The sequence below is a fragment of the Enterovibrio norvegicus DSM 15893 genome, assembly GCF_900115495.1.
Lineage (GTDB): Bacteria > Pseudomonadota > Gammaproteobacteria > Enterobacterales > Vibrionaceae > Enterovibrio > Enterovibrio norvegicus.
Map to the genome: position 1 here is coordinate 71675 of NZ_FOWR01000019.1, position 17648 is coordinate 89322.

At 49.2% G+C, this 17648-nt stretch carries 17 protein-coding genes; 13 read left to right on the top strand and 4 right to left on the bottom strand.

Translation table 11 applies throughout. The features are described 5' to 3' along the window. Positions 1-6: 6 nt before the first annotated feature. Entirely contained in the window at positions 7-441 is a 435-nt protein-coding gene (gene dtd, locus BM082_RS13500; protein WP_074927305.1) for a D-aminoacyl-tRNA deacylase, read from the top strand. Positions 442-475: 34 nt separating this feature from the next. After that, positions 476-1423 carry a bifunctional GNAT family N-acetyltransferase/hotdog fold thioesterase gene (locus BM082_RS13505; protein ID WP_017012498.1) on the top strand — a complete coding sequence of 316 codons (948 nt, stop codon included), beginning with the start codon at positions 476-478 and terminating at the stop codon, positions 1421-1423. 128 nt (positions 1424-1551) lie between these two features. Here the strand turns inward: BM082_RS13505 and BM082_RS13510 are convergent, their stop codons facing one another. The 4 genes from BM082_RS13510 to hslR form a co-directional block, all read right to left on the bottom strand. Then, complete coding sequence (locus tag BM082_RS13510; RefSeq protein WP_074927307.1) at positions 1552-3459, bottom strand: AsmA family protein; 1908 nt, start codon at positions 3457-3459, stop codon at positions 1552-1554. 231 nt (positions 3460-3690) lie between these two features. Continuing rightward, positions 3691-5322 carry a phosphoenolpyruvate carboxykinase (ATP) gene (gene pckA, locus BM082_RS13515; RefSeq protein WP_017012500.1) on the bottom strand — a complete coding sequence of 544 codons (1632 nt, stop codon included), beginning with the start codon at positions 5320-5322 and terminating at the stop codon, positions 3691-3693. 310 nt (positions 5323-5632) lie between these two features. Beyond that, entirely contained in the window at positions 5633-6508 is an 876-nt protein-coding gene (gene hslO / locus BM082_RS13520) for an Hsp33 family molecular chaperone HslO (protein WP_017012501.1), read from the bottom strand. 18 nt (positions 6509-6526) lie between these two features. Next, positions 6527-6937 (bottom strand): ribosome-associated heat shock protein Hsp15, encoded by a 411-nt coding sequence (gene hslR / locus BM082_RS13525; RefSeq protein WP_017012502.1) that lies wholly within the window; start codon positions 6935-6937, stop codon positions 6527-6529. A 267-nt stretch (positions 6938-7204) separates the two neighbouring features. Between hslR and gspC the strand changes: the two genes are divergently transcribed. From gspC to BM082_RS13580, 11 genes are read left to right on the top strand one after another with little or no spacing between them, the layout of a single operon-like run. Next, positions 7205-8116 carry a type II secretion system protein GspC gene (gspC, locus tag BM082_RS13530; protein ID WP_074927309.1) on the top strand — a complete coding sequence of 304 codons (912 nt, stop codon included), beginning with the start codon at positions 7205-7207 and terminating at the stop codon, positions 8114-8116. A gap of 24 nt (positions 8117-8140) precedes the next feature. Beyond that, positions 8141-10159 carry a type II secretion system secretin GspD gene (gspD, locus tag BM082_RS13535; protein WP_017013272.1) on the top strand — a complete coding sequence of 673 codons (2019 nt, stop codon included), beginning with the start codon at positions 8141-8143 and terminating at the stop codon, positions 10157-10159. Between the two features lie 5 nt (positions 10160-10164). Beyond that, a complete protein-coding gene (gene gspE, locus BM082_RS13540; RefSeq protein WP_017013273.1) occupies positions 10165-11688 on the top strand; it encodes a type II secretion system ATPase GspE in 1524 nt (507 codons plus the stop codon). Continuing rightward, on the top strand, positions 11688-12911 hold the full coding sequence (gene gspF / locus BM082_RS13545; protein WP_017013274.1) for a type II secretion system inner membrane protein GspF: 1224 nt from the start codon (positions 11688-11690) through the stop codon (positions 12909-12911). The genes gspE and gspF overlap by 1 nt, the downstream gene beginning before the upstream one ends. 46 nt (positions 12912-12957) lie before the next feature. Further along, positions 12958-13395: a type II secretion system major pseudopilin GspG gene (gene gspG, locus BM082_RS13550; RefSeq protein WP_017012507.1), complete on the top strand. Its 438-nt coding sequence runs from the start codon at positions 12958-12960 to the stop codon at positions 13393-13395. Positions 13396-13397: 2 nt separating this feature from the next. Beyond that, positions 13398-13955, top strand: a complete 558-nt coding sequence (gene gspH / locus BM082_RS13555; RefSeq protein WP_017013275.1) for a type II secretion system minor pseudopilin GspH — start codon at positions 13398-13400, stop codon at positions 13953-13955. Then, positions 13952-14314, top strand: coding sequence for a type II secretion system minor pseudopilin GspI (gene gspI, locus BM082_RS13560; RefSeq protein WP_017012509.1), 363 nt, complete (start codon positions 13952-13954; stop codon positions 14312-14314). Before gspH ends, gspI begins: the two co-directional genes overlap by 4 nt. Then, positions 14307-14975, top strand: a complete 669-nt coding sequence (gene gspJ, locus BM082_RS13565) for a type II secretion system minor pseudopilin GspJ (protein ID WP_017013276.1) — start codon at positions 14307-14309, stop codon at positions 14973-14975. Before gspI ends, gspJ begins: the two co-directional genes overlap by 8 nt. Continuing rightward, a complete protein-coding gene (gene gspK, locus BM082_RS13570) occupies positions 14972-15982 on the top strand; it encodes a type II secretion system minor pseudopilin GspK (RefSeq protein WP_017013277.1) in 1011 nt (336 codons plus the stop codon). The genes gspJ and gspK overlap by 4 nt, the downstream gene beginning before the upstream one ends. After that, on the top strand, positions 15954-17162 hold the full coding sequence (gspL, locus tag BM082_RS13575; protein WP_017016280.1) for a type II secretion system protein GspL: 1209 nt from the start codon (positions 15954-15956) through the stop codon (positions 17160-17162). The genes gspK and gspL overlap by 29 nt, the downstream gene beginning before the upstream one ends. Next, positions 17162-17647: a type II secretion system protein M gene (locus BM082_RS13580; RefSeq protein ID WP_074927312.1), complete on the top strand. Its 486-nt coding sequence runs from the start codon at positions 17162-17164 to the stop codon at positions 17645-17647. Before gspL ends, BM082_RS13580 begins: the two co-directional genes overlap by 1 nt. Position 17648: the final 1 nt, after the last annotated feature.

The window sequence follows — 17648 nt, forward strand, 5'->3', positions numbered from 1 at the left end:
GCTGGTATGATTGCGCTGATCCAGCGAGTCAGTGAAGCACGCGTCGTGGTTGATGGCGAGGTTGTGGGCGCGATTGATCATGGCCTACTGGTGCTGCTGGGCGTTGAAAAAGGGGATGACGACAAGAAAGCGCATCGCCTACACGAGAAAGTTCTGGGTTATCGCATTTTTGGTGATGACGAAGGAAAAATGAATTTGAACGTGCAACAAGCGGGTGGTCAGGTGTTGGTGGTGTCGCAATTTACGTTAGCCGCCGATACAAAAAAAGGGATGCGTCCTAGTTTTAATGGAGCACCGCCGGCGGAAGCTGACAGACTGTACCAATTGTTTTCGCAGTATTGCCGTGACAGCGGTGTTCATACTGAGAATGGCGTGTTTGCTGCTGACATGAAAGTCAGCCTAGCCAATGATGGTCCTGTCACTTTCTGGCTTCAGGCTTAAAGGTTTACTTCAGGTTCGCAAGGAGAGCTGCGGAATGTTTCGATTGATCACACCAACGAAGGAAGACGAATTGAATGCGTACTTCCATTTTCGCTGGCAGATGCTACGCGAACCTTGGTGTCAGCCAGAAGGCTCTGAGCGTGATGCCTACGATGTCGGTGCGATTCACCGCATGATCGTGGATGCCAAAGGCGAGCCGATTGCGATTGGTCGTTTGTACATTAGCCCAGATAATGACGGGCAGATTCGCTACATGGCGGTTTCCCCTGATTATCGAAAGCGTGGTCTTGGTGCATTGATCTTAATGGCGCTCGAATCACTTGCGCGCCAGGAAGGGGCAAAACGCCTTGTATGTAACGCCCGCGAAGATGCCATTGGGTTTTACAGTGGTAACGGTTTTGTCAGCCAAGGTGAATTGAACGAAGAGCGTGGCCCTGTACGCCACCAACAAATGCTTAAACCCCTCGATATGATGTCTGATGTTGTTCGCCGTCCAGAATGGTGCAGTGAGCTTCAGAAGCGCTGGCAAACACAAATTCCGATCAGCGACAAAATGGGCATTCGTATCACTCAATTCACGGGCTACCGCTTTGAAGTGTCCGCATTGCTTAACGCTAACCTGAATCCTCATGACTCCATGTTTGCTGGCAGTGTGTTTAGCATGGCAACTCTCACGGGGTGGGGGATGGTGTGGTTGTTGATGAAAGAGCGACAGCTCACCGCAGGTATCGTATTAGCAGATAGCCACATTCGTTATCGAAAACCGATCACTGAGCGTCCACGTGCCGTGGTATCCCTTGATGGACTAAGCGGCGATTTAGACCGTTTAGCGGATGGGCGAAAAGCCCGTGTGAAATTGGAAGTGACGCTCTACAGCGGCGATGAGATTGCGGGCGTGTTTGCAGGCACCTATATGTTGGTGCCTGAAGAAAGCACGTCACATCAACACCAAACGCCGACGCAAACCTTGCTGTTTGGGTAAGCGATCAGCAAGCGTGCTGATGAACCACAACACCGTACTAACGAAAAAAGCGCGAAATCTTCGCGCTTTTTTGTGTCTGACGTTTGTCCCGTCCTGAGATAAGTTGGCAATGAGGGTGATTTTTCCCGCTAGTCGATCTCCAAGGTATTGCCTTTCATCGTCTTGTTCGACAGTTCCCCATCTCGTGTCACTAAATCCCACTCGCCAGAAAGTTCGGTTTTTTCATTGTCATCTTCAATGGTTGTAGGTGTGATGTGGATGCGCCCTCTGTCGGCGGTAATGGCAATGTCTCCCATGACCAAAGGCAACGCCACGGCATCTTGAGCACGCTCGGTCTCCATGAACACATTCAGAATGTCTTGAGACAGCGTTGTTCCTGGCGAGCGAGAAAAGAGCACTCGGTGCGGCGTTGCATTCAAGGTGCCAGTCAAACTGTACGCAAAGCTGTCGTTGCTTGCTGCAAGGCCAGAAAACGCAGCGTATACGTCATGCTCACCGGATAGCGGTAAATTAACATCAAACCACTGTTGATAAAGCGTGGTTGGAATACTGAGGCCTTGTGCCTTCATCTCCCAAGGTCGACTTGGGTTGGCCAAATCGACCTTGGCGGTTGCGTTCAACTGGCCTTGACGGAATGATAATGACAACGTGTCCAATTGCCATACTCCATCACTGACGGACATGCTCGCATGCGGTGCTGAGACTGAAATGCGATTCACACTGGCGGCTTTCATGCTGACGGTGAGGTCGCCTTGCCACATGCCTGAGTGTTGCTTTTCGCGCAGCGACAACCTGTTGCCTCGCAAATTGATGCCAATTAACTGCAGCGGGAAGTTCACATCGGGCACGGTAATATTGGTGTGTCGCACTGAAAGTGACGCTATTCGAATATCATTCAGCGCTGACCATGCCGTTTTTAGCGTACTAAATAGGGGCGCTTGGAGCGTAAGGTCAAACCCATTAACCACCAAGGTGTCGAGTTGCACACTTGTCTTGCTGATGTCACCAGCAAACGAGATAAAGCCTTCGTCGTTAATCTTGGAGGAGAATGCGTTAACGCGCAGAAGATCAGGGGAAAGTGAAAACTCACCCAATGCGTCCGTCAGCACCCACGTTTCGTAACGCAGCAAGTTTGCGTTGAATGATAACAACGAGGGTACGTTGCTGTTGGCCCATGTCAGTTCGCCGTTTTTTACCGTCATGGATTGCGCGGAAAGGTTGAGGTGGTCAATGCTCAGCGTGGGCATTTCAGCACTGACATCGAGCAGGTCGAGCCTGCGAATGTCCATGGAATAGTGTTGAGAGAAAGCCTGCCATTGCGAGGACAGTGTCGACAAAGCCTCTGAAGGTTCGATCCGGGCGTCACTTACGCCAAGTTGGTGAACGGTCCAATGGTTGTTTGCATCAAGGGTGGCGCTACCTGTGATGTTGCCAAAAATGCTGTTGAAGGATAATCCCCACACTTCCCAAATATCATCCCGTTTTTCGCTGTCGAGCAGCAAGTTCGAGAGTGTCTGACCTTGAAGTGAAATGTGAGGAGCCGAAAATTGAAACTTGCCGTTCCACGTCCCCCACTTTTCTTCACTGTTTTGCCAATTCGACAGCTGAACGTCTGCTTGAGAGAAAGACAGCCCCTCGCTGTCATAGGCCAAATCATCCAGTGCAATGTGTTTTACCGACAATGTACTTGGTACCCATTCAGGCAGGGTGTCGTCGATAGTGGCGCCACGAATCACGAGGCTTTTTAGCACGAGCTGTCCGGTGAGGCTATCGAGAGGCGAGACGGTAAAAGACAAGTATGCGACAGACTTGCCACGATTGTCCTGCAACAGTTCTGGGTCATCAAATGCAACGTTAAAAGGCGAAAGGATGTTGTACTCAAGCGCACTGGCATTGAGCTGATAAGGCGTAAGCGTGCTAACAACGCGTTGCACCATAGGCAAACCATATGACGTGTGTAGAACCGTCAGGAAGGTGCACAGTGCAACAACGAGCACGATGAGTAGCGACGTGAGCAACTTTGCAAGCAAACGCATGTGGAGATGATCTCTTTAAATACCCAAACCAAGGATAACGATGAACCTGAGTTTGTGAGGAATACGCATGGGTCGGGTTCACACCCGCATAGTGTGTTGAGGTTGGCGTAAAAAGATCTGTTATTCAAGCCGAAAGCGGCAAGGGCGTGAGACAACATGAAAAGAAACGAGGATTACATCGGCGGGAAAAAGAAAGCCCCCAGTTGGGAGGCTTTCATCTGCAAGTTTGTTTTAGTCGAGTTGTGGACCCGCTTTAACCAATGCTTTGCCTTCGTCGTTGTCAGTGTACTCAACGAAGTTGTTGATAAAGCGCTGCGCCAAATCTTCCGCTTTGCTTTCCCACTGTAGCGGGTCAACATACGTGTCACGTGGATCCAGGATGCCTGAATCAACACCTGGCAGGCTGGTAGGCACTTCCAGATTGAACGTTGGGATGATTTTTGTTTCTGCTTTCTCGATGGAACCATCAAGGATCGCGTCGATAATGCCGCGTGTATCTTTGATTGAGATACGTTGACCTGTGCCGTTCCAACCGGTGTTAACCAAGTAAGCTTCTGCGCCAACGGCTTCCATGCGCTTAACCAGTACTTCTGCGTATTTGGTAGGGTGAAGCGTCAGGAACGCTTTACCGAAACATGCAGAGAACGTTGGTGTCGGCTCAGTGATACCACGTTCAGTACCTGCTAGTTTGGCCGTGAAGCCAGACAAGAAGTGGTACTTGGTTTGCTCTGGAGTCAGTTTAGATACAGGTGGCAATACGCCGAATGCATCTGCAGACAAGAAGATCACTTTGTTTGCGTGACCGCCTTTCGATACGGGTTTAACGATGTTTTCAATGTGGTAGATCGGGTAGGAAACACGGGTGTTTTCTGTTTTCGAACCGTCATCAAAATCGATAGAGCCATCTTTACGAACGGTAACGTTCTCTAGCAGTGCATCACGACGGATTGCATTGTAGATATCAGGCTCTGCTTCTTTCGATAGCTTGATGGTTTTCGCGTAGCAACCACCTTCAAAGTTGAAGACACCGTTATCATCCCAACCGTGTTCGTCATCACCGATAAGCTCACGCTTAGGATCGGTAGACAGGGTGGTTTTGCCTGTACCAGAAAGACCGAAGAAAATCGCAACGTCGCCTTCTTTGCCCATATTTGCAGAACAGTGCATGGATGCAATGTCTTGCAAAGGCAGGAAGTAGTTCATCATTGCGAACATGCCTTTCTTCATTTCGCCGCCGTACCATGTACCGCCGATCAATTGCATTTTCTCGGTCAGGTTAAATACGGTGAAGTTTTCAGAGTTCAGACCATGCTCTTCCCACTTCTCATTGACGCACTTAGCACCGTTCATTACCACGAAATCAGGTTCAAAGTTTTCCAGCTCTTCTTCTGTTGGGCGGATAAACATGTTTTTAACGAAGTGTGCTTGCCAAGCCACTTCTGTGATAACGCGAATGCATAAGCGAGTATCAGGGTTTGCGCCACAATAGCCGTCAACGACGAACAGACGCTTGCCAGATAGCTGGGTTGTCACAAGGGCTTTTAGATCATCCCAGACATGCTGTTCGATCGCTTTATTATCATTAGCGCCTTGATCTGACCACCATAGGGTATTTTCAGTGGTGGCATCTCGTACGATGAATTTGTCTTTCGGGGAGCGACCGGTAAAAATACCAGTATCGACCGACACTGCACCTAGTTCGGTAACAACGCCTTTCTCATATCCTTCAAGCTCAGCTTTTGTTTCTTCAGTAAAGAGTTGCTCATAACTTGGGTTACGAATTACTTCCTTAACATTGTGTAAGCCGTGCAGTGACAAATCCATATTTCTTGCAACCTTTTTCTCGACGTTCATGACAGTCATAGGTGCTCCTTGGGTAAGATGTGTTTAACTGTCGTCCATGCTAGCAACCTGAACTAGGTAATTCAGAGAGTTAATTCAAAAAATAACCACAAACAAATTAAGGGATTGTAATACTCTTAACCAGTCTGTACCTTTTATATTACCGCCATGTTAAGCACTTGTGCCACTCGATATTGGTTATTATTTGTACAAAATTAAGCAGTTAAAGGTCGGCGTGTTTTTTTTAGGAAAGAGGCGATAAAGGGAAAAAAAATCGGCCAGGAGGCCGATTTTTGTTGGTTTTTTGTGCGTTAATTATTTATGGAAAATATTAATGCATAGAATCTGATGATGGACTGTTTTGATCGAAAATTGCTTTAATATCAACACTATCGAATTCATAGTCCGTACCACAATAATCGCAGTGAAGTTTGAGGTTTCCTGTCTCGACGACCATTTTCTCAACTTCTTGGCGTTCAATTGCAGCAATTGCAGAAGCACTGCGCTCACGAGAGCATGTACACTTGAATGTCACATTTTTCGGCTCGAAGACTTTTACATTTTCTTGGTGATAAAGTCTGTAAAGAACGTCTTCAGCGGCCAAAGTGAACAATTCTTCGTTCTTCACCGTGTCAGTGAGTTGCGCAAGGTGGTCGAAATCTTCGTCACTTCCTTGGCCATCTGGCATCACTTGAAGCAACATGCCTGACGCGTGGTTTTTACCGTCAACGTCACCCGTGCGAAGCCACAAACGTGTTTTTAGCTGCTCAGAACGCTCAAAGTAATCTTCAATACATTCTTGAAGGGTCTCGCCTTCCAAGCCAACGATACCTTGGTAACGTTCACCTTTCTCAGGTTCAATCGTGATCACGATTTGCCCTTTGCCGATCATGTCTTGCAAGGTGATGTCGTCAGCAAGCTCTCCATGCCAACGCGCTGTGCCACGAAGTACTTGATCGTGGTTACCATTAATAACCACAAGGGGCACGGGACCGTCACCTTGGATTTGTACGGTAATGCTGCCTTCAAATTTCAAGGTCGCAGTCAGCAAGCTGGTCGCAACCATAAGCTCACCTAGTAGGTTCTTGATGGGAGCAGGGTATTCCTTGCTGCTGGTGAGTTGTTCAAAAGAGTTAGATAATTGAACCAGTTCGCCGCGTACTGAAACGCCATCGAACAAGTAACGGTGCAGACTGTCTTGTGCCATGGGATAACTTCTCCGGCGTTAATCGTTACTGTTTTTAAATTTGATAATATCGCGTCGCTGCTTTTTGTCAGGTCGGCGTTCTGGGCTCGGGTTGTGCGCATTGAGTTTGCGTTCGAGACTCTTTTGCTCGCGCAATGTGACGCTGGCATCGGTTTCGCTATAAAGCGCTTGTGCTTCTGGGGCACCACGTCGATGTTCGCTGAGCTGCTCAACCACGATGGTTTTTTCTTCAGCACCTTGGCGTAGTCGGATTTCTGCACCGACTTCAACCAATTTGCTCGGTTTTGACCGCTGGCCGTTATAATGAACTTTGCCACCGTCAATCATGTTTCTCGCCAAGTTTCGTGTTTTGTAAAAGCGCGCGGCCCACAACCACTTGTCTAGGCGAACTTGCAAATTTTGGTCGGAATTGTCGTGTTTTGAACCCACTAAACACTCCTTTACATTCAGGTGGCTAAACTTACCACAATTGGTTAATACGATCAGCATCACAATTCAGGGCTCGATATGGTGTCGATCCGTCTAACTTTCAAGCCGAGATGGAATCATTCAGTCAAAAATCAGTTCTGTATTATCGGCAATTGGTCTGAAAAAAGGTAGATTGTTAAGTCATACTAATGATTCCTGCATCAAGGCGCTAAAACAGTCAACATATTGGTTGCCAATGCATTGCTGATGTAATTAGACAGGAAAAGCATGTTTGCAAATTTCGGGATGAAGCGCTTAGGGAACTTTGCGCCGCCACAATTAGGAAAGGACGCTCCTGCCTCGGCAGCGAAGTGGGTGACACGGATATTGCTATTTATACTGGCATGGACGTTAGGCCGCTTGCTATGGGTATGGTTTGTGCCCGCTGACGCGACGGTTGTTTCTTCTGCACCCTCTCAAGTGTCGGTTGGACAAGTCACACCTGCCTATCAAATCGATCAGATCGTTAATCATCATATTTTTGGGCGCTTCAGAGAAAAAACAGCGCCAGCCCCTAAAAAACCTGAGCCAGTGGTTGATGCCCCGCGTACCCGTCTAAATCTGACGCTTGTCGGATTGGTGGCGAGTTCTGAACCTGAGCGTGGTTTGGCGGTGATCGCAAACCGTGGCTCGCAAAAAACCTATGGCATTGGCGAAGCCATTGAAGGAACTCGCGTTACTTTGCGTCAAGTTTTTAACGACCGCGTCATTTTACGCAATAACGGACGAGATGAAGCTTTGATGTTGGCAGGTGTCGATTACAATGCGCGCGGCCAAACCAAGCCAGCGACGCGTCAAAAAGCGTCTGCGCCTGTTAGACGAAATACAGGCAAGCCAGATCTTAGTAATGTGAAGGCGGAAATCCTGAGTAACCCGCAAGCGTTGCTGAAGTACATCACCTTGTCTCAAGAGCAGGGTGAAAATGGATTAGTTGGGTATCGCATCGGTCCTGGTAGCGATAGCCGTTTATTTGATGAGGCGGGTTTGAAGTCCGGGGACGTGGCAGTTGGCCTTAACGGTGCTGACTTAACAAACCCTGCTGAAATGAACCGTATTTGGCAAAGCTTGTCTGATGCCTCAGAGATCAGTCTCACCGTTCAGCGCGACGGTCAGTTGCACGACATTTATATCAGCCTGTAAGTAGGACTGGAAACGGAGAACAGAGTGGATACGTGGAAGAAACGTAAAACGTGGCTAGTCGCCGGCGTGTTAGCGATGCAAAGCATGGGCGCATGGGCCGCTGAATTCAGTGCCAGTTTTAAAGGAACGGACATCCAAGAATTTATCGAGATTGTTGGTCGTAACCTAGAAAAAACCATCATTGTCGATCCCGCTGTACGCGGCAAAGTGAATGTTCGTAGCTATGACGTTCTGAACGATGATCAGTATTACCAGTTCTTCCTCAACGTGCTTGAGGTTTACGGGTTTGCTGTGGTTGAGATGGAAAACGGTGTGTTGAAAGTCATTCGCGATAAAGACGCGAAGCAGGCAGCCGTTCCCGTTGTCGGTGATGACAACACCATCCAAGGTGATGCGGTTATTACGCGCGTTGTGTCGGTGAAAAACGTAACGGTCCGTGAATTGTCTCCTTTGCTACGTCAACTTATCGACAATGCGGGTGCGGGTAACGTTGTTCACTACGACCCGGCAAACGTCATTATGATCACCGGCCGTGCTGCGGTTGTGAATCGACTGGCTGAAATCATTGATCGTGTGGACAGGGCGGGTGATACGGAAGTTGAGATCGTTAACCTTAACCACGCGTCGGCATCTGAAATGGTACGTATCGTTGAAAGCTTGCACAAACAAGCAGACGGTAAAAATACCCCAGCATTGTTGCAACCAAGTTTTGTTGCTGATGAGCGTACTAACTCAATTCTCGTCTCTGGCGAACCTCAGGTTCGCGAGCGTATCCGTAACCTAATTCGTCAACTTGACCGTGAAATGGCCACCACGGGTAACAACCGTGTTGTGTATCTGCGTTATGCAAAAGCCGAAGACGTGGTTGATGTCCTTCAAGGTGTGTCTGACAACCTGATTGCTGAAAAGCAGGGCGGTCAGAAATCTGGCGGAGCACAAGCGGGCAAGGACGTGAAAATCTCTGCACACAAAGGCACTAACGCCCTCGTGATCACTGCGCCACCCGATATCATGCGTGCCCTTGAAAGTGTCATTTCACAGCTTGATATTCGCCGAGCACAAGTGCTTATCGAAGCCATGATTGTTGAAATCTCTGAAAGCGACGGTGCAAACCTTGGCGTTCAGTGGGGTTCGCTTGACGGTGGTGGTATCCAATTTGGTAACACGGGTGTGCCCATCACCAACTATCTAGCAGCACAAGAACAAGCGAAAGACACCACGACCACAGAGTCGCGTTTCGACAAAAACAATAACTTGGTTGAAGTGCCGATCACGAAATCTGGAGACCCAACGGCGATTGCTGAAGTGTTAGGCGGCGTGAGCGGTTTGGCGGCCGGTGTTGTGTTTGGTGATTGGACTGCGTTGGTGACAGCGGTATCGTCTAACAGCGATTCGAACATCCTGTCTTCACCGAGCTTGATGGTGCTCGACAACGAAGAAGCCTCATTCATCGTCGGTGAAGAAGTGCCGGTTGTGACAGGTTCTGCAACTGGCTCCAATAATGACAACCCATTCCAGACCGTTGAACGTAAAGACGTGGGTATCAAGCTGAAGGTAACGCCTCAAATCAATGAAGGGGATTCTGTTCAGCTCAGCATCGAACAGGAAATTTCTAACGTACTGGGCGCAAGTGGCGCAGTGGACATTCGCTTTGGTAAACGCCAACTCACAACGTCGATTTTGGCGGCTGACCAGCAAATGATCGTGTTGAGTGGTTTGATTGATGAACAAACCAATGAAAGCGAGCAGAAAGTGCCAATCTTGGGTGATATTCCATTCCTTGGTCACCTGTTCAAATCTACGTCTTCGGGTAAAACAAAACGTAACTTGATGCTGTTTATCAAACCGACAATCATTCGTACGGGGCTGACGGCTGACGGTATCACACAGCGCAAATACAACTACATTCGTGCAGAGCAAATCTTCCGTGCACAAGAAGAGGTGAAGTTGATGCCAGGCGTGACCACACCAGTACTGCCTGAGTTTGGTAACGATCTAACCATGCCTGCAGAAATCCGTGCCATTTTATCGGAACTGAGGTAAACGCGATGGATGAGCTGCCAGCAGTTTCTGATGAAGTACTTGAGCAAGTCGTGCCTATCTTGGCATTGCGTCTGCCGTTTGGTTTTGCGAAACGTCATGGCGTGATGGTTGAGCGCACCGATAGTGGTTGGTTGATGTATTACAAAGACCAGCCGCGTGCAGAAGTATTAATGGAGGTGCGTCGTGTGCTTGGGCAATCTTTTACGCCGATCCAACTGCGTGTTGAAGATTTCGATCCCAAGCTGACACAACTCTATCAACGTGATTCTTCTGAAGCACAGCAATTGATGGAAGACATTGGTGCGGACAGTGATGATTTCTTTGCCTTGGCAGAAGAGCTGCCGCAAAGCGAGGATTTGCTGGAATCGGAAGACGATGCGCCGATCATCAAATTGATCAACGCCATGCTGGGTGAGGCGATCAAAGAAACCGCGTCTGATATTCACATTGAAACGTTTGAGAAAACCCTGTCGATCCGTTTTCGTGTCGATGGTGTGCTTCGCGAGGTGTTAAGCCCAAGTCGCAAACTGGCGCCGCTGCTCGTGTCGCGTATCAAGGTTATGGCGCGTCTCGACATTGCAGAAAAACGTGTTCCGCAAGATGGCCGTATTTCATTGCGCATTGGTGGCCGTGCCGTCGATGTGCGTGTGTCCACCATGCCATCGTCTCACGGTGAGCGTGTGGTCTTGCGTCTACTTGATAAAAACGCCACCCAGCTGGATTTGGAAAGCTTGGGCATGACACGTTCAGTGCATGATAGCTTCCAAACGCTCATCAAACGTCCTCACGGTATTTTGCTGGTAACGGGCCCGACAGGTTCGGGTAAATCCACGACCTTGTATGCGGGCTTGACCGAACTTAACAGCGCTGAACGTAATATTTTGACCGTAGAAGATCCGATCGAATTTGATATCGACGGTATCGGTCAAACGCAGGTCAATGCCAAAGTCGACATGACCTTTGCTCGTGGTCTTCGCGCTATTTTGCGTCAAGATCCAGATGTAGTGATGGTCGGTGAAATCCGTGACCTAGAAACCGCGCAGATTGCGGTTCAAGCCTCGTTAACGGGTCACTTGGTACTGTCAACCTTGCACACCAACACCGCTGTGGGTGCGATCACGCGTTTGCGTGATATGGGCATTGAGCCTTTCCTCGTGTCTTCGTCATTGTTGGGTGTGCTTGCACAGCGTCTTGTTCGTACCTTATGCCAAGACTGTAAAGAACCGTATGAAGCGGATGCGCCGAGCAAATCTTGGTTTGGCATGTCGGAAGATGAATCGCTGACCTTGTATCGCCCAAGTGGCTGTAAGCACTGTAACAACAAAGGCTACCGTGGCCGTACTGGTATTCACGAACTGCTGGTGGTTGATACGCATGTACAAGAGCTGATCCACAACGAAGAAGGTGAGCAAGCCATTGAGCGTTATGCTCGCCAACATTCGCCAAGCATTCGTGCCGATGGTTTGATGAAAGTCAGACTCGGCCAGACCACGCTTGAAGAAGTCCTTCGCGTTACGCGGGAGGGGTAATGGCAGCGTTCGAATACAAAGCACTTAACCCTAAAGGTCGCACCATCAAAGGTGTGATTGAGGCCGACACCGCCCGTCTTGCAAGGCAAATGCTGCGCGAAAAAGGCCTTGTGCCCGTTGATATTGCCCAGACGCGTGAGAAAGAGCAGCAACAGCAGCGTTCTCAATCCGTGGGTTTTCAACGTGGCATCAGCACCAGTGAGTTGGCGTTGATCACTCGCCAACTGGCGACCTTGGTGCAAGCCTCCATGCCTTTGGAAGAATGCATTAAGGCGGTGGCTGAACAAACTGAAAAGCAGCGTCTAAGGAACATGCTGACAGGGGTACGTGCACGCGTTGTTGAAGGTTATACCTTGTCGGACAGTTTGGGTGATTACCCACATGTGTTTGATCAACTGTTTCGTGCCATGGTGGCTGCGGGTGAGAAATCCGGTCACTTGGGCCCTGTGCTTGAACGTTTAGCGGACTTCGTCGAAAACCGTCAGCAAGTGAAAAACAAACTGATCCAAGCCATGGTATATCCGATTGTGCTGACTGTGGCGGCGATTGCGATCGTCGCTTTCTTGTTGGCGACCGTGGTGCCTGACATCGTTGGGCAGTTTTTGCGTACAGGCGCTGAATTGCCCGGCATTACGCAGGTACTGCTCAGTGCCAGTGACTTTGTGACCAATTGGGGGGTGCTCGTCCTTGTGGTGTTTGTGGGGCTCTTAGTGCTCACCAAAATGCTACTGAAAAATGAAACCCGCAAACTCAATTGGGATCATCACGTGTTGGGTATGCCTGTGATTGGGCGCGTGGCGCGTGGACTCAACACATCACGCTTTGCACGTACCTTGTCAATTTGTACCTCAAGCGCCATTCCTTTGCTTGATGGCATGAAGGTCGCCGCCGATGTGATGACCAATACCTGGGTGAAAACCAAGGTGCTGGAAGCGTCCGATCGTGTGCGTGAAGGGGCAAGCCTTCGTGTGTCGCTTGAGAAATCCAAACTGTTCCCACCGATGATGCTTCATATGATCGCCAGTGGTGAGCGCAGTGGTGAGTTGGAGCAAATGCTAACTCGCGCTGCGGATAACCAAGACCGCGATTTTGAATCTCAGGTCAATATCGCACTCGGGATTTTTGGCCCGTTACTGATTGTCTGCATGGCAGGCATCGTGCTTTTCATTGTTGTGGCAACCTTGATGCCCATTATTCAGCTCAACAATATTGTTGGTGTATAAGCAAAACATAAGCTGCTAAGCAGCAATTTTTCAGGAGAGATAGAACATGCAACGTCGTCAACAGGGCTTCACCCTGCTGGAAATCATGGTTGTTATCGTTATTTTGGGTGTATTGGCAAGTTTGGTTGTCCCTAACCTTCTCGGTAACAAAGATAAAGCTGACCAGCAAAAAGCGATCACAGATATCAGTGCACTGGAAGGTGCGTTGGATATGTACCGTCTAGACAACAGCGTTTACCCAACCACAGACCAAGGTCTGGATGCGTTGGTGTCGAAACCTACCTCGTCGCCAGAGCCGCGTAGCTATCGCCAAGACGGTTACATCAAGCGTCTTCCACAAGACCCTTGGGGCAACGATTACCAATACCTGAATCCAGGTGAACACGGCACAACGGATATCTTCACCCTAGGTGCGGATAACCAAGAAGGCGGTGAAGGTGTCAATCAAGACATCGGCAACTGGAACATGCTAGAGATTAACTGATTGTGAAAAATGGGCACTCAACCGGATTTACATTGCTGGAAATTTTGCTGGTACTGCTTTTGTTAGCAGTCAGTGCAGTGGTTGTTGTGCCTAATCTTCCACAAAATCAGAGTGATGAAGCGAAAGAAGAAGCGCAGCGTTTTTACCAATTGGTGCAACTGTGGACAGAGCAAGCGCTGCTGACAGGACAAACCTTTGGGCTGCGCTTTGATAATGACAGCTACACCTTGAATCAACTGACACCAAAAGAATGGCGACCTGTCTCTGAGGGGCGGTATGCCAACGCGATTTCAATGCCAGAGGGGATTGAGATGGACTTGGAAGTCTCAGGTTTTGTGAATGAAGAAGACCGCTTGTTCGATCGCAAAGGTCTGTTTGATGAAGAGTTGTTTGCTGAGGAAGAAGACAAACCTAAGCCACCTCAAGTGGTGCTGATGGGAAATGGTGAGATCATTCCATTCACGCTGACCTTCTTGGCGGATGATAAGCGTTTGTGGCAAGTCAAAGGCAATGATGTCGCGACCTTTGAAATTACGGCGCTGAATGAGGATAAAGAGTGAGACGAGCTCGCGGCTTTACCCTGATTGAAGTGCTTGTGGCAATGGCTGTGTTTGCAGTGGCTGCCATGGCGGTGCTGAATGCAACAGGGCAACATGTTAACTCGCTCGGTGCCTTGGAAGAGAAAACCTTTGCAGCCATGGTTGCTGACAATGAATTGGCCTTGTTTACCCTAGAAGGGAAAGTGCCAACGTCGGCTAAAAATGGCAAATCTGAGTTGGCGGGCCGCACATGGTTTTGGACAATCCAACCGGTGCCTACGGTGGACAATGCGCTCAAGGCTGTGGATGTGATCGTGTGGCAGAACGAAGAGAAGACAAACCAACTGCTCTCCGTGAGGACGTATGTCCCGAATGGCTAAGGTGAATAAGATAACGACGTTAACGTCTCGTAAAGCGCATGGTTTCACCTTGATTGAAGTGCTGTTGGCACTGATGATTTTTGCCACCTTGAGTGTGGCTGCAAATCAGATCTTTCGTAATGTGATCAACGCTAACCAACAAACGGAAGAAGTGGGTGATGCGTTGAAAACCTTGCAACGTAGCTTGGTGATCATGGACAGCGATTTTCGTCAGATGTTGGCGCGCCAATACCGAAATGGTGGCGATGAAGCTGAAGACAAACTGCTTGAGCTCGGTGATAACTTATTGGATTCAGAAGCCGCAGGTATTCGATTTGTACGCGGTGGTTGGATCAACCCACAACAGCTCTTCCCTCGGGGGGAGGTGGTAAAAGTGGGGTATCGCTTACACGATGAAACGCTAGAGCGTATTCGTTGGATGTACGCAGATGACAGCTCTGCCACGGAACCTGCTGTGATGCCGTTGATGGAAGGCCTGACAAATTTAACCTTTGAAGTGCTTGGTGAAGAAAGCTGGCAGAAAAATTGGGATAGCGCGAATGTCATGCCTAAAGCGGTTCGCGTGACGCTTGAAACGGAACGATACGGCGAGCTAACACGCGTGTATCTGTTGCCGGGTCAAAAGATTGCGGATACCCCTGCTGGTGGAGGCGTGCAATGATGAAGCACTCCCAACGTGGTGTAGCATTGCTGGTGGTGTTGTTGATCATGGCACTGATGACGACTGTCGCTGTCAGCATGTCGAGCCGTATGTTCGTGAACTTCAACCGCGCGGAAAGCCAGATCCGATACCAACAAGCGTATTGGTATGCGCAATCTGTCGAAGCACTTGCTCGCTACGGCATTGAAGAGAGCATCGACAGCGATGAAACTGTGACGCTCAGTCAGCCTTGGGCGGTGCGAGACCAAATTTATCCGTTGGATGGTGGGCAAGCCACGGGCAGTGTGTTCGACCGCCAAGCCTGTTTCAACGTAAATGGCCTGCGGGACATTAAACCGCTAGAGAATGGCACAAATCCGTTGTTGGTGACGGCGCTACAGCAATTGATTGAGTCTCAAGGCATCGATAGCTTTGAAGCAGAAACTGCCGCAGCATCCACGTGGGAATACATTGATACCAACACAGATGTGCAATCGACGTTGGGTGTCGAAGACAGTGAGTATGAAGCGCGTTCATTGGCTCATGTCGCACCAAACAATTTTATTGCAGATATCTCTGAGTGGCGCGCGGTAAACGGCGTATCCCAAGAGATGTATGAGAAAGTCAGCCCGTTTCTATGTGCCGTCCCCAATGGCAACCTTGTCGTAAACGTGAATACACTGACAGAAGAAGACGCACCAATACTGAGTGCCATTTTTCACCCGAATTTAAGTGATGATCAGGCTAAACAACTGATCAACGAACGAAACGCTGTTGATGGCTGGAAAGACGTGGCGAGCTTTATGGCAGAGCCCGTGTTTAGCAGCTTAAAACAAGAAGACAGAGAACGTCTTCAGAACTTTTTTGATGTTCGAAGTCGCTTCTTTGAACTAGATACAACCATTACCCTCGACAGCACGAGCTTACGAATGCGCGCGCTGTTGGAAAGAGATGATTCAGGCACGGTCAACGTTGTCCGTCGCCGCTTTGGAGGAATGAGTGAGCGAGATCCTGACGATAAGGCTTAACAGTGATCCGCAGGAAGCAATACCGTGGCTAGTATGGTCGCCAAGTCAGCAAGATGTGATTGCATCGGGAGAAGCTGAGAATTTGGCACAATTGGCAGAGTATGCCAAAGACCGTGATGTCATGGCGTTGGCGGATAGCGCAGCGTTGACTTTAGCCTCTGTGGCTATTCCCTCTGGTAGCGAACGCCAGTTGGAAACTGTGTTGCCTTACTTGCTAGAGGATGATTTAGCGCAAGATGTCGATCAGGTGCATGTCACCCTGCTTGGAAAGTCTGGTACGCAGGCACATGTGGCGGTCATTGAGCATCGCATCTTGACGCGTTGGCTTTCGGAATTGTCTGATGAAGGCATGACACTCAAACGTCTTGTTCCTGATTGTTTGTGCTTGCCACTGCATGATGATGCCGTGAGCGTGGCATCGTTGAACAACCGCTGGTTGGCGCGCGTGAGTGATACGCAAGGTGGAACGGCAGAACCTGCTTGGCTACCTATGTGGCTAAAAAGCGTCGCTGATTCACATGAGGATAAAGAAGCAGAAGAACGTGCTGTAATCAGCTATTCAGCATTGCCTGAAGATGCCCCTGAAAACTGGCGTTGTGAACCTTCTGAGTTAGTCATGTTGCTACTGGCGCAAGGTGCCATGTCGAGCCGAGCTTCATTGTTGACGGGTCGCTACAAGCCACAAAATCAAATTTATAAACACCTAAAGCCTTGGCGAAGTGTCGCCATCGCTGCGGGGATATTGTTGTCTGTGCTTGGCGCTGAAAAAGTGGCGGGCATTTACCAAATGGAAGCGCAGGCGAAACAATATCGTGAGCAAAGCGAAACCCGATTGCGTTCTGTGTTACCGAATAATCAGCGTATTCCAACCACCAGTTACCTGCGTCGTTTAATGGAGTCAGAAGTGAACCGGCTTTCCGGTGCAGGAGAACAAACGGGATTGATGGTGTGGTTGCACGAATTAGGTCCGATGTTGAAAGGCGTGTCAGGCATTCGTTTGGACTCTATTCGCTATGACCAAAAGCGTGGCGAACTGCGCTTTAATGCCCGTGGTAAAGACTTTGCAGATTTTGATAAGTTGCGAGAAGTACTCTCTAGTAAATATGAAACAAGCATTGGCCAAACAAGCCGTGATCGTGAAAGCGTCACAGGTGCCTTTGTGTTGAAGAGGGCGTCGTAATGAAAGCATTTATCGCGTATTGGAAAGGCTTGTCGCTTCGTGAGCAACGCTTGTTAGGGGCGGCAGCGGCAGTACTATTGTTGGGTGGTTTGTATTGGGGGTTGATAAGCCCGCTGCAAGATCGTGCCGAACAAGCAAAGCAGAAACTGGCGAGCGAAAAAGCGTTACTGGCTTGGGTGGATGGAAAAGCCGCAGAAATTGAAGCGCTTCGCACTGCAACGGGTAACCGCTCGCAAGTGAGTACGCTACCACTCAACCAAGCGGTGACAAGCAGTGTTAAACGCTACAAATTAGAAATTGTTAGGTTGCAGCCGCAACAAGAAGATATTCAAGTGTGGCTAAAACCCATGCCTTTCAGCACGTTGTTGAACTGGTTGGAATTTCTTTCTTCTTCTCAGGGTGTGCAGGTGAAATTTATCGATTTAGGTAAGACGGATACCGAAGGTATGGTTGAAGTGAAGCGTCTGCAGTTAGGGCGGGGTTAAG

What these genes read in the sequence shown, in the direction of transcription:
- gspJ (WP_017013276.1), top strand. Translation starts at nt 14,307, where the DNA reads ATGGCTAAGGTGAATAAGATAACGACGTTAACGTCTCGTAAAGCGCAT.
- gspK (WP_017013277.1), top strand. Translation starts at nt 14,972, where the DNA reads ATGATGAAGCACTCCCAACGTGGTGTAGCATTGCTGGTGGTGTTGTTG.
- BM082_RS13510 (WP_074927307.1), bottom strand. Translation starts at nt 3,459, where the DNA reads ATGCGTTTGCTTGCAAAGTTGCTCACGTCGCTACTCATCGTGCTCGTT.
- dtd (WP_074927305.1), top strand. Translation starts at nt 7, where the DNA reads ATGATTGCGCTGATCCAGCGAGTCAGTGAAGCACGCGTCGTGGTTGAT.
- gspE (WP_017013273.1), top strand. Translation starts at nt 10,165, where the DNA reads ATGGATGAGCTGCCAGCAGTTTCTGATGAAGTACTTGAGCAAGTCGTG.
- BM082_RS13580 (WP_074927312.1), top strand. Translation starts at nt 17,162, where the DNA reads ATGAAAGCATTTATCGCGTATTGGAAAGGCTTGTCGCTTCGTGAGCAA.
- gspC (WP_074927309.1), top strand. Translation starts at nt 7,205, where the DNA reads ATGTTTGCAAATTTCGGGATGAAGCGCTTAGGGAACTTTGCGCCGCCA.
- gspG (WP_017012507.1), top strand. Translation starts at nt 12,958, where the DNA reads ATGCAACGTCGTCAACAGGGCTTCACCCTGCTGGAAATCATGGTTGTT.
- BM082_RS13505 (WP_017012498.1), top strand. Translation starts at nt 476, where the DNA reads ATGTTTCGATTGATCACACCAACGAAGGAAGACGAATTGAATGCGTAC.
- hslO (WP_017012501.1), bottom strand. Translation starts at nt 6,508, where the DNA reads ATGGCACAAGACAGTCTGCACCGTTACTTGTTCGATGGCGTTTCAGTA.
- gspF (WP_017013274.1), top strand. Translation starts at nt 11,688, where the DNA reads ATGGCAGCGTTCGAATACAAAGCACTTAACCCTAAAGGTCGCACCATC.
- pckA (WP_017012500.1), bottom strand. Translation starts at nt 5,322, where the DNA reads ATGACTGTCATGAACGTCGAGAAAAAGGTTGCAAGAAATATGGATTTG.